Annotated in this window: 9 protein-coding genes and 2 pseudogenes; 10 read left to right on the plus strand and 1 reads right to left on the minus strand. The window is 62.4% G+C overall.

The window, feature by feature from the left end; all coding sequences use genetic code 11:
* Positions 1-605 precede the first annotated feature (605 nt).
* A pseudogene (locus ACLFKU_RS40605) lies at positions 606-878 on the minus strand (transposase); the annotation flags it as partial.
* Positions 879-1,870: 992 nt separating this feature from the next.
* On the opposite strand from ACLFKU_RS40605, the gene ACLFKU_RS40610 reads away from it, so the two are divergent.
* The 10 genes and pseudogenes from ACLFKU_RS40610 to ACLFKU_RS40655 form a co-directional block, all read left to right on the plus strand.
* Positions 1,871-2,035: a hypothetical protein gene (locus ACLFKU_RS40610; protein WP_018432837.1), complete on the plus strand. Its 165-nt coding sequence runs from the start codon at positions 1,871-1,873 to the stop codon at positions 2,033-2,035.
* Complete coding sequence (locus ACLFKU_RS40615) at positions 2,035-2,769, plus strand: IS6 family transposase (protein ID WP_152854904.1); 735 nt, start codon at positions 2,035-2,037, stop codon at positions 2,767-2,769. The genes ACLFKU_RS40610 and ACLFKU_RS40615 overlap by 1 nt, the downstream gene beginning before the upstream one ends.
* Before the next feature lie 316 nt (positions 2,770-3,085).
* Complete coding sequence (locus ACLFKU_RS40620; RefSeq protein WP_018437908.1) at positions 3,086-3,265, plus strand: hypothetical protein; 180 nt, start codon at positions 3,086-3,088, stop codon at positions 3,263-3,265.
* 76 nt (positions 3,266-3,341) lie between these two features.
* The gene (locus tag ACLFKU_RS40625; protein ID WP_018437909.1) at positions 3,342-4,307 is read left to right on the plus strand and encodes an iron-containing redox enzyme family protein; all 966 of its coding nucleotides are present in this window, start codon (positions 3,342-3,344) and stop codon (positions 4,305-4,307) included.
* Positions 4,308-4,317: 10 nt separating this feature from the next.
* Positions 4,318-5,313, plus strand: coding sequence for a hypothetical protein (locus ACLFKU_RS40630; RefSeq protein WP_227717816.1), 996 nt, complete (start codon positions 4,318-4,320; stop codon positions 5,311-5,313).
* A gap of 8 nt (positions 5,314-5,321) precedes the next feature.
* Positions 5,322-6,809, plus strand: coding sequence for a hypothetical protein (locus tag ACLFKU_RS40635; protein WP_018437911.1), 1,488 nt, complete (start codon positions 5,322-5,324; stop codon positions 6,807-6,809).
* A 37-nt stretch (positions 6,810-6,846) separates the two neighbouring features.
* The gene (locus tag ACLFKU_RS40640) at positions 6,847-8,343 is read left to right on the plus strand and encodes a GMC family oxidoreductase (RefSeq protein WP_018437912.1); all 1,497 of its coding nucleotides are present in this window, start codon (positions 6,847-6,849) and stop codon (positions 8,341-8,343) included.
* A 501-nt stretch (positions 8,344-8,844) separates the two neighbouring features.
* The gene (locus ACLFKU_RS40645; RefSeq protein WP_410852979.1) at positions 8,845-10,251 is read left to right on the plus strand and encodes a GGDEF domain-containing protein; all 1,407 of its coding nucleotides are present in this window, start codon (positions 8,845-8,847) and stop codon (positions 10,249-10,251) included.
* Between the two features lie 167 nt (positions 10,252-10,418).
* Positions 10,419-11,645: an ISL3 family transposase gene (locus ACLFKU_RS40650; protein ID WP_410852980.1), complete on the plus strand. Its 1,227-nt coding sequence runs from the start codon at positions 10,419-10,421 to the stop codon at positions 11,643-11,645.
* Positions 11,646-11,684: 39 nt separating this feature from the next.
* Positions 11,685-11,865, plus strand: a pseudogene (locus tag ACLFKU_RS40655) (IS6 family transposase); the annotation flags it as partial.

Below are 11,865 nucleotides of genomic sequence, written 5' to 3' on the forward strand. Positions count from 1 at the left end.
GACATTGCTCGCAAAGCCAATTTGCCGCCTGATACATTTTCTGGATTGCTGCAGCATATGCAGACAGACGTCAATTCAGGCCATTCTGATCTCTTGGAGACTTGGCTCCAAGAGATCAGAATATTACCGCCGCGAGTGCACACGCGTCGGTAAACAATATGCACGATATTAAGCACTCTTTCGATCAATATCATGACCAAATTGTTCAACATTACTCCGACGTTTCAAACTACATTCCACGGTTAAAGGTAGACTACTTTTCGTTTTGAAGTGGTGCCGATAGGAGCGTTCACGGGCTTCGTCCGCCTTCGGTTTTCGGGCAGCATGATCCCCCTCAACATTGCGGTCGGAATAACGTCCGTGAAATAGTGCACCTGATAACTGCCGTTGACCGGTTGCCAACCCCAACAGCCGAGAAAAGTCGTCAAGGTAAGCCGCTGCGGGGCGACTAAGGCAACGCTGAACAAGCCGTTGTATTCATCGATTCGGGCGCAAACGGAGGCAGATTCATCGTGAGTGAAGCTTTCCGGCTGCATTTCCTGCCCACCAGGGCGTTGCGCACGGGCCTGCGGCCCGCTTTTCGCCCATTGCGGGCGTACCTGTGCCATCAATCGCCTGCGCGAGAGATAGACGTTGGTCAACGCGAGCGCGACGAAGGCGCGATTGGCGTTCTTCGCCAGACCGCGATAGCGCACCTTCGTGAAGCCCCACAGGCGCTTGACAACAGCAAACACGTGCTCAACCCGAGCGCGGATCTTCGACTTGTTGCGATTCTTGCCGCGCGCTACCTCGTCAACTTCGCCCGCACGGCGCGTACGCTGATTGGTGAAGTCGCGTGCCTTGGGGGCCTTGCCGCGGATCAGTGCTTTCTGGCTCGCAACAGATTGCGGGTTTCGGCCTCTTGCAACTCACGGATTTTTCGCGACATTCATGAGCGGGCGAAATGGGCGGGACCGTTGCGAAAAATGATGGCTATAAAATCATACGACGACGTATTATCATTAGGAATGCGAACGTAATGGACGTTGCATTGCATGGCACGGTGAACCGACCATGGAGCCGTAGGTCCTGCGATGATTTTCAGCAATAGTGTCGAAGGTTGATCATCGTATAAGCGAGCGTCTTGAACGCGTAGTGCACCTCGCTGATGCGTTCGAAGCGCAGCAACAGACGGCGAAACTTGTCTTCCAGGCGAAGACGCGCTCGATGGTTCTGAAGCGCTCCTCGGAGATGGCCGGATCAAAGCGCCGCTTGCGACCGCGTTTAGGCGTTTTGCGCCCACGCGGGTTCTCGGGAATGTTGGGCGCCATGCCAGATTGAAGATCGCGCGTCGGTTGGCACGACAGTCGTAGACGCCATCCAGACTGACGATTGCGCCTTGCAGGTCTGCGCCGATGGCGCGGGCCATTGCAGTGAGTTTCGGCAGCGCCTCGCGCAGCAGGGGCGATTCGTTGCGGTTACCTGGGGCACTGACGAAGGGCGCGATGACGTTGCAAATCCAGCATTGGCGCGGCCCCAGACAAATCGGGCTGCCCGGAAAGACTAGCAACCAGTTGGCAATTTGCGCACCCTATCAACCTGGACAGGGGCCAGCACGGGAACCATGCAGTAAGCTCAATTCGTTCGGATAACAGATTGTTCGTTTGGTCGATGCACTCTCGCTCCGACGACCGGTGATCGGGCGTCGATTGACAAGACCGTGTGCCTGCTAAGCGTAACCGGTCTTTCATTCCGAACAGGAAAGTTACAACAAGATTTTGCTTACACGTTGGCGTCGGCCGCCTTACGGGCAGCGGTTGCATTGCCCACCACCCCGCGTTGTGTGGCGAGACGAGGGCTGAAGAACGCCGCACGATACCAAGGAGATCCCATGTCCACCCCCCTGTCTGCAGTCGAATTCAAGGAAGCCGAGTTTGCGAGGTTGTCCGTCAGTCCCACCTCGGAGTGGGCAAACCTCGGCGGGCAGTTTCGCGGCTTGCCCACACCCGTCTACGGCATTGTCACGTTATCGAGATGGTCGGGTAAGATCGCATGATGAAAAATGCAAAATCGCTGTACCACGGTCATCGCTTTCCCGCATCGGTCATCAGTTGCGCGGTGCGTTGGTATTTCAGGTTCCAGCTCAGCCTGCGCGATATCGAAGAGCTGCTGTTCGAGCGCGGGGTTATCGTCAGCTACGAAACGGTACGACGCTGGTGCGATAAGTTCGGCGCGTGCTTCGCACACCGTGTGAAAGCGTCGCGTCGCAAGCCCGGCACCACATGGCACCTTGACGAAGTATTTGTGACGTTGCGCGGTGAGCCTTACCTGTTGTGGCGCGCCGTCGAACAACACGGTGCCGAACTCGATATCCTGCTACAGAAGCACCGCGACAAGGCAGCAGCGAAGCGGTTTTTCGAGCGCGTGCTTGCCGCGTGCTCTGAGGCACCGCGCAAGATCGTTACTGACCAGCTGCGCAGCTATCGGGCGGCGAAAGCCGAGATTCCCGCACTGGCTTGCGTCAAGCACGTCTTTGTCAAAGCCAGCGCGCGGGTCAATAACCGGGCTGAAAACAGTCATCAGCCGACCCGCGAACGCGAGCGACGCATGCGTGGCTTTCGCGATCCAGAGCGCACGCAGGCTTTCCTATCGAGCTTCGGTCCGATCGGGCAGCACTTCGCGCTGAAGCGACACCTGCTACGCGCCTCGCTCTATCGCAAACAGCTTGCCACACGCATCGCCGCCTGGCATCGCTTCACAGAGATCACCCAAGTTCCGCCGGTTTTCTGAGCAAGCGCGTTGCCCCCCACTATTACGTCGCGAGCAAATTAACGTGACAGTGCCGTCCCGACATTTAAATGGCCTTGACAACGCATGCGCCGATTCAGGGAAAATAATTGCACATGCCATTAAATAGATCTTGAACCGCGCAAACGTTGTACTAAATTATCAAGTGCGGACGAATATCTACCAATGAATCATCCGCACAACGGATGAAAGGAAATAAACCCACGTTCTCATTTCATTCCGGATTTCACTGTAAATCATCCAGCCCGATTGTTCGAATCAGATCGGATGCCCTTTCATTTTTTAAACGGTGATCGATATGGCAAATTCACATCAGCCAACGGTTCATGAAGTGAAAAACGCCGAACCGGCCAAGAACGTGTTCGACGGCCACAAGGTGGATCTCTACATTAATACGGGCACGCTCGGCGGCAAGCACTACCTTGTCACCGTCAACAAGCCCGACGGCACGCCGACGCTGATCGCGATCCACCTGTAATCGCCGCGGCACAGGTTCCGCCAGTTGCGGGGCGAGCCGCGCGCCCGCCCCGTGCGCCCACTTCGGGAGCCTCATCATGGAACAGATCGAATCGCCCGCAGCCCGCCCGCGGCTGGTGGCGCCCGTGACGCTGCGGCAGGTCGACGCGCCGCCCGACAGCCCGTACGCCGCCGTCGCGCTGGCCCGCACGCTCGACCAGTTCGACGGCCGCCACGATCTCGACGAGATCGCGCGCGATGAGCCCGCGTTGCCGCGCGCGCTGCTCGACGAGCTGGTCGGCACGCTCGACGAGGCCGGCCTGATCGACGACGACGCGCCGGTCGCGAGCCGCGCGGGCTCGGAAGTGATTCTCGAGATCGAGGATCTCGTCGAGCAGTACTGCGAAGAGACGCTCTACCGCAATCCGTTCTGGCGCGCGTGCCTCGACACACGCTCGCCGGGCGACCTGCCCGAGCGACTCGCGATCGGCATGGTGATCGAGAACTGGCACTTCCTGTTCCGCGAAAGCTATTTCGATGCACCCGTGCTGTCCTACGTGCCGAGCACGCCGGTGCGACTGACGCTCAACCGTTTCTTCTCCGAAGAGTACGGACACGACGAAATCCTGCTGCGCGCGCTGAATTTCGCAGGGCTGAGCCGCGCCGACATGCTCGATGCGATCCCACTGCCAGAGACGATGGGGCTGTGTAACGCGCTCGCGTACTGGTCGCACAGCGATCCACTGTTCTTCTTCACGACGCTTGGCTTGCTCGAAGGCCAGGGCATGCAGCACGACAGCTTCATCCAGGCGTGCGAGCGCGCGCAACTGCCCGACGGGCTCGTCGGCCCGCTCAAGACGCACGCGAACATCAACCTCAACGCCGCGCACGGTAGCCTGACACGCGCGATTTTCCAGGACGTCCCTGTGCTCGATGCCGTCACCGTCGGGCGCGTGAAGGCCCAGCTACGGCTGTTCGTCGAGCTCTACGACGACTTCTACACGGCCGTCTGGCACTACTACACTTCCGACGCGCCACTGCTGCGGCGTGTGTCCGACCTGTGAGGCGACCACCATGGACAGCTCGCTAGCAGCTCCCGCGATGCCGAAATTCCGCGGCATCGTCACCTCGCAGCTCACGGATAGCGACGCCGTGCTGAGCGCCGGCGGCCGGCAATGCGCGTTCCGCTTCGCGCCGGACGAGGCGACCGACGTCGCGCGCCTGATCGGCGACCTGCACGTGGGCGGCCTGACGCCCGAGGAACTGGCCACGCGCTCGCCCCGCATCGCCGACAAGATTCCACCGCTGCTCGCCGATTTCAACGTACTGCGCCTGCTGATCGAATCCGATCCGCGCCGCGCCGCGGTGGCGACGAGCGGCGCGCAGCTCTACCGCGACATCCGCCGGATCGCAGACCGCACCGCCGCGCGCAGCGCGCGCTCGGCATTCCTGCGCGCGCTGGTCGAACAGCGCGCGACGCGCCGTCAGTTGATCGGCTATGCGCTCGAGTATTACTGGATCGTGCGCGCGGCGCCGGGGCTGATCGGCCCCGCGCTCGGCTGGGCCGCCAGTCCCGCGGAGCGCACGCTGCTGCAGGACTTCCTGAAATCGGAGCTCGGCCACGACCGGTTTCTCGAGGGGTCGCTGAAGGCCGCAGGGCTCGGCGATGCCGAGATCGAGCAGCACCAGCCGCTGCCCGCGACTTTCTCGCTCGCGGCCGCGCTCGGCGTGCACGCGCGCCAGCATCCGCTGTCGTTCAAGGCGAACCTGTTTCTGTTCGAGCGCGCGCAACCTGCATTCATCGACACGTTCGACGCGCGCTGCGTCGCCCTCGGCATGCCCGAAGCGTTCTACCGGCCGCTGCGCGCACACGCGGACCTGAACGACACCTACCGGCACGAGGACATCTCGCGGCAGTTGATGGCGCTCGACACCGCGATCGACCCCGAAGCCTGCACGGTCACGAAACGCAACGTCTCGCTGATGGTCGAGACGCTGGTGCGCCAGGAACACACCATCCTCGCCTACTACGCAGACGACAGCGCGCCGCTGCCGCGCATCTTCCACTGAGGGTCGCCATGGATCTCTGGACATTTCAGCGTTATCAGTCGCCGCGCCTCGTCATCGACGCGATTCACCACGAGCCCGGCTCGGCGCTCGTCAGCATGCGCGCGGGCGCGCACGAATACCGGCTGGCGTTCGACGCCAGCGACGCCGCGGACCAGATCGCCGCGGAGCTCCACAGCCTGACCGACACGGCGTCGCCGCTGTGGTGGACGCTGCGCGAAAGCGAACCCGACTCCGGCTGGCACGCGCTCGGCACGTTTCTCGACACGCATTCGCTGATTGGCGAGGCCGACGACACGGCCGCCGATGCGCTCGCCGCGCAGGCCGCGCGGATCGACTCGTGCATCGCGCAAACGGTCGTCGCCAGCCTGGCCACGCTCGACTCCGCGCGGCGCGACGCGATCGCGCGCGACGCTGCGATGCTGCGGCTGCACCTCGACCGGCCCGCCTCCGCGCGCACGCTGTTCGACGCGCACGACGATCCGTTCGACGCGCAGGTCGAACCCAACTTCCATCTCGCGTTGCTGCGCATCGAGTTCGAATACTTCCGCCGCGCGGCACCGCTCACGCTGGCAGCCGTCGACTTGATGCTCGACGCGTTTTCCGGCGCGCCCCGCGCAAGCGCCGCGCACGATGCGCGGTTCGACACGGCCGGCCTGTACGATGAGCACGACCTGATGTCGCATCTGTGGCTCGTCGCGTCGAGCCTCGTCGCCGCGAGCGGCGACGAGGCGCAGCGGCTGCCGTGCGCGGACCTGCCGGCCGTGTCGCTGTCGAGCGGGCTCGAGTTCATGCGCCAGACCGAACTGATCACGCGCGAAACGCTGAACCGCTGGGGAGAGAATCCATACGTGAGCGCGGTCGACGCGCTGAACGGCGGCTATTCGCCGCTCGTCGCCGGCCCGTTTATCGAGCAGTACCACGTGACGCGGCGCTTCGTCGAGATCATCGCGCCGCTGCTGAGCATGCGGCTCAGCATCCCGCTGCGCTCGATGATGTTCCGCTACTACGGCGAGGAATACGGCCACGAGGCGCTCGAAAGCACGACCTGCGAGGCGCTCGGCGTCGCGCCCCGCATGCTCGCGAAGATCGTGCCGCTGCCGCTGCACTTCGCGTTCGTCGACGCGCTCACGCTGCTCGCCGATGTCGATCCGGTGTCATCATTCGCCGCGATCATGGTCGTCGAGGGCATCTTCGGCGAGCCGCCGAAGATGTCGCTGCGCCTGATGGCCGCGGTCAAGGACAACGAGGCGTTCCACAGCGTGTCCGGCGACCACGAGGAACTGAACGAATCGCTGAACCACAACAGCATCTCGCGCGACACGTTCGAGCAGATCGCCGCGATCGATCCCGCGCGCCAAGCAATCGCGATGCGCCGCATCCTGTTCCTGCTCGAACTCAACCACCGCGCCTGGAGCGGCATCGCCGGCTTTTACGGCGCGCAGCCCACGCTCGCGCTGCACGGCCCGTACGGCCGGCTGCTCAACCCGCGCGGCTGACGGCGCCGCGCCAGCTCGCACGCAGAAGGAGAGCCCCTTGGACGCACACTGCGACTACATCGTTATCGGCTCCGGCTCGGCGGGTAGCATCGTCGCCGCGCGGCTCGCCGCCAACCCGTCGATCAAGGTGCTCCTGCTCGAGGCCGGGCCGCTCGCGTCGCATTACCCGCCGATCCGCGACCCGAACCAGATCAACTGCCTGTATCGCATCGACGCGATTCACTGGGGCTACAAAAGCGTGCCTCAGACGCGCATGAACGACCGCGTGATGGACGTCTGGCGGGCGAAGGTAACGGGCGGCTGCACCGCGCACAACGACATGGTTTACGTGCGCGGCGCGCCCGCCGACTTCGACCAGTGGGCGCGCCAGTACGGCTGCGCGGGCTGGCGCTACCACGACGTAGCGCCGCACTTCGAGCAGGTCGAAAGCATGCTGCAACCGACCACCACGACACGCAACGCTTTCGGCCAGGCGTTCGTGAGCGCGAGCGAGCAGCTCGGCCACCGCTACAACCCGAACTACAACGACGGGCGCCCGATGGCCGGCGTGTCGCCGTTGCGCTCGACGATCGACACGCGCTTCCAGCGCGTGACTAGCTACCAGCGCTACGTCGAGCCGCTGCTCGCGCGGCAGTCGAACCTGACGTTGGCCGCCGAATCGCTCGTTGAACGGATCGAGTTCAACGGCACGCGGCGCGCCGCCGCGGTGCACTACATCCGTGGCGGCGCGCGCGTGCGTGCGGCCGCCGACCGGGAAATCCTGCTGTGCGCGGGCGCGATCAACTCACCGCAGATCCTGATGCGCTCGGGCGTCGGCGACGCCACGCAGTTGCGGCAGCTCGGCATCCCCGTGCAGATGGACCTGCCGGGCGTGGGCGCAAACCTGATGGACGCGCTGATCTTCCAGGGCGTCTGGACGTCGCGGCAGCCGATTCTCGACCAGCCCGTCAACGAGGGCTACGCGATCGTCTGGGCCAACGCGAATGCCGACGGCCAGCCGGCCAATGCGGCCGAGATGATGCGCGGACGCTATACGTGCGGCCAGTCCGAGCAAGAACTGCGCAGTTTTTATTCGGTGACGGGCGACATGATGCGGCTACAAAGCCGGGGCCGCGTCGCGCTCCGCTCGGCCGATGCGACCACCGCGCCGCTGATCGACATGAACTTCCTGTCGGCGCCGGGCGACTTCGAGCAATGCGTGCAGGGCTTCGAGCTGATGCGCGCGCTCGGCAACGCGCCGGGGCTGTCGGCCTGGCGCGGCGAAGAGCAGACACCCGGCCCGTCGGTACGCACGCCCGCCGAGATCCGCAACTGGATCTTGAGCAATGCGGGCTCGCTCAGCCACCCCGTCGGCACGTGCCGGATGGGCACCGGCAACGATGCGGTGGTCGATCCGCAGTTGCGCGTTCACGGGGTCGAGGGGCTGCGGGTCATCGACGTGTCAATCATGCCGCGCATTACGTCCGGGCACACGCAGGGGCCAGCGCTGATGATCGGCGAGAAAGGCGCCGCGCTGGTGCTCGCGCACGCGTGACAGCGCGCGCGGCTCGCAACGCATGCGTCTGCGCGGGGCTCATCGCGAGGAACGGCGCGACGCGGCGCCGATCGTCTCGGCCCATCGATCGTCGTGCGACGAGGAACACGATCCCGTCCGCGCGTTGCGGCGGGGGAATTTTCTGAGAACGTTTTGCGTTCGTCGGGCTGGCTCCAAAGTGGTAGGGGTGTTGTGCGTGGCCGGGGCGTTGTCACGTTAAGGTATACGAGACGCAAGAGCGCACGGGACGTACATTTGCTCAGAAATTGGACGGATCCTGGGTGAGCCCAGTGAAGCGATGCCACCCGGCAAAGCGTGCGGCGTCACGATGCTGCCTGACAGCGACATCGTTCAACCCTGACGAAGAAGCCGAAAATGAATTGTTCAGGACCGACTACTGAGGATGGGAGTTGGCAGCGTTCTCGTCGTTTGCGGCAATCACGCAAACACTCGGGCGAGTACATCGAGGTATGCCAACGACAGACCGAGAGAACCAAATCCATGAGCGCGACCACTGCGGTGCAGACTGACCAGCCACTTCCGCTTGTTCGGTTTATCACGCGAGTCTACGCACAGTTAGTGCTGGCCGCTTTCGCTCTTGTTCCGTCCTATCTGATCGCCTATCTGCATTTATTTCAGAACCCGACACTCAAGTTCGAGAACCATCCGTTCCACGAATTTGCAATTGCAGCAGCGACGCTTGAGGCCCTTTTTGTCACATACGTGGCATGGCAGTGTTATCGGTCCTCCGGAGAGCCGCTGCTGCGATGGATGACACTGGCTTTCCTGGGATTTGTACTGATCTACGCCTTGCATGGAGCATTCACCGGGCTCGCACATGACAACATTTGGCTATTCCTGTTGTACGGACCGGCGTCGCGCCTGACGATGTCAATCCTGCTGCTAGTCGGGCTTCTGTCGTATCACCGGCCGCCTGACCCAGCCGACCGCCGCGCCGGAGCCCGGTACTGGCTAAGCTGGGCCGCAATCTTCCTCGTCGTGGACGTTTTGGTCGCGCTTCTGGCGCATTCTACGGTTGCTGGGATAGTCCTGCTTCGGTTCACGGAGGCTACGGCACTCATTCTGTCAACGCTGAACGTCGCCATCTTGATGCTGAGTCGGCCTCGGTCGCCGTTGATGTTGGTGTACGGTATCTCCATCACGTCGTTCGCGCTGTCGTCGGTCGCTTTCCTCCTTGGTCGCCCATGGAATCACATGTGGTGGCTTGCTCATGTCATTTTCGCCAGCGGCTTCTTTCTTCTCAGCTATGGCGTGGCGTATGCCTTTTTGACAACACGCTCATTTGCGACGATCTATAGTCGCGAGGAACTGAACGCACGGCTCGCCCATGCGATGGCCCGCACCGAAAGCGCTCTGCAGGAGCTGCAGCGTACCAACCGGAAACTTGAGCATCTGGCGGCGACCGACCCGCTAACAGGGGCCGCCAACCGGCGTCATTTCATTGAGCGTTTAGAAGCAGAGGTCGCTCGCGCAAAGAGTGACGGTGCCCCGTTCTCGCTCCTCGCGCTCGACCTCGACAATTTTAAGTGGGTGAACGACGCTTACGGGCATCAGGTCGGCGACACAGTCCTGCAGGGATTCGTGCAAGCATGCCTCGACGCGATCCGGCCGTACGACGGCGTAGCACGCGTGGGTGGTGAAGAGTTCATGGTGCTGTTGACCCGTACGTCGCTGGATGCCGCACTTGCAGTTGGCGAGCGCATTCGCGCGGCAATTGCAAGCACGACGTTCGCCGGTGAGGTCGGACGCAAGGTGTCGATAACAGTCAGTATCGGTATATCGCAGTTCGGTAGGGATGGCAGTACGATTGACGCACTGCTTCGGGCAGCCGACCAGCGGCTCTACCACGCCAAGCGTCAGGGTCGCAACCGGGTGGCGGCTGTATAGCGGACGAGAGCCCGCCGATGTGCGCAAGCGATCTTTCACGGTCTCGCAGGCGAGTCGACGTCATTGAGCACGCGACATTTGAAGCAATATAGAAGAAAAGGGCCTCTGTTGAATTTCCAGTGGGTGGTATCGTCCCGGTTTCTGCATAATCAAGACGAAGGCAGGTCATGCACAGCAAGCTGTTCGAAGCCGCATTGGGTGTAAGTGATCCGTGGTTCGTGAGCGGCGTCGATTTCGACGCGGCCACCAAGCTGCTGACGATCCAGATCGACTTCACTGCCGGAAGCCGCTTCGCGCATCCTGAGGTGGCCGGCGCGCATCCCGTGCATGACACTATCGTCAAGCGTTACCGGCACCTGAACTTTTTCCAGCATGACTGCTACCTCGAAGTGCGCACGCCGCGCGTGAAGCTGCCCGACGGCCGCGTGGCGCTCGTCGAGCCCGATTGGGCCGGCAAGCTCAGCGGTTTCACGCTGCTGTTCGAGGCGATGGTGCTCACGCTCGCCCAGCAGATGCCCTTTGCAGCTGTGGCCCGCGCCGTCGGCGAATCGTGGCACCGCGTGCATGCGATCTGCAAGCGCTACGTCGAACTTGCGCTGGCCGCGATCGACCTGTCCAGCATGACCAGCGCCGCCGTGGACGAGACCTCCTACAGGCGGGGGCACAACTATGTGACGCTTGTGGCCGACGCTGAAGAACGCAAGGTCGTGTTCGTCACCGAAGGCAAGGATGCCGCCACCATCGGACAGTTCGCCGCTCGCCTGCGAGCGCACCGCGCAGAACCCGAACAGATCACCTCGGTCAGCATCGACATGTCTCCCGCCTTCATCAAAGGTGTCACCGAACATCTGCCGAATGCCCGCATCACCTTCGACAAGTTCCACGTCGTCGCACAGGCGTCGATTGCCCTGGACAAGACCCGACGACTCGAGCAGAAGACCGATCCCGATCTCAAGGGCCTGCGTTGGGCGCTGCTCAAGGACCGCGACCGGCTGAGCGCGGCACAGCGTGCCGATCTCGATGCGCTAGTCGCCAACGTCACAACCACGCGTACTGCCCGTGCCTGGCTCTATCGAGAACAGCTCCGCGACATCCTTGATCGCAAGCAGATCAATGTCGTCAGTGCGATGCTCGAGCAGTGGTGTACCAACGTGATGCGCTCCAAGGTTGAACCGATGAAGGAGGTCGCCCGCATGATACGCAAGCATTTCGACGGCATCGTCGCATGGACCCAGACGCGCCAGACCAACGGCTTTCTGGAAGCACTCAACGGCCTGTTTCAAGCCGCCAAGCGACGCGCTCGTGGCTACGCAAACCTCGAAACTATGCGCACCGTGCTGTTCCTGATCGCCGGCAAGCTCAACTTCGCGTCGATCAATCCGCACGCTGCATAACCCATTCAAATTTCAAAAGAGCCATTTTTGAGCTGTGCGATGAAGAAGACGAAGACACCGCGAACCACACTCGCGCCGGGCTTGGCCAAGGTGCTGAAGCGCCTTCACTACCCGCTTGAAGTGATTTTGCTGTGCGTGCGATGGTACGTGGCCTATTCGCTGAGTTTGCGCAATCTTGCGGAAATGATGGACGAGCGTGGTATCGCGGTGGATCATTCGA

The sequence above is a fragment of the Paraburkholderia sp. EG304 genome, from assembly GCF_046543485.1.
Taxonomy (GTDB): Bacteria; Pseudomonadota; Gammaproteobacteria; order Burkholderiales; family Burkholderiaceae; genus Paraburkholderia; species Paraburkholderia youngii.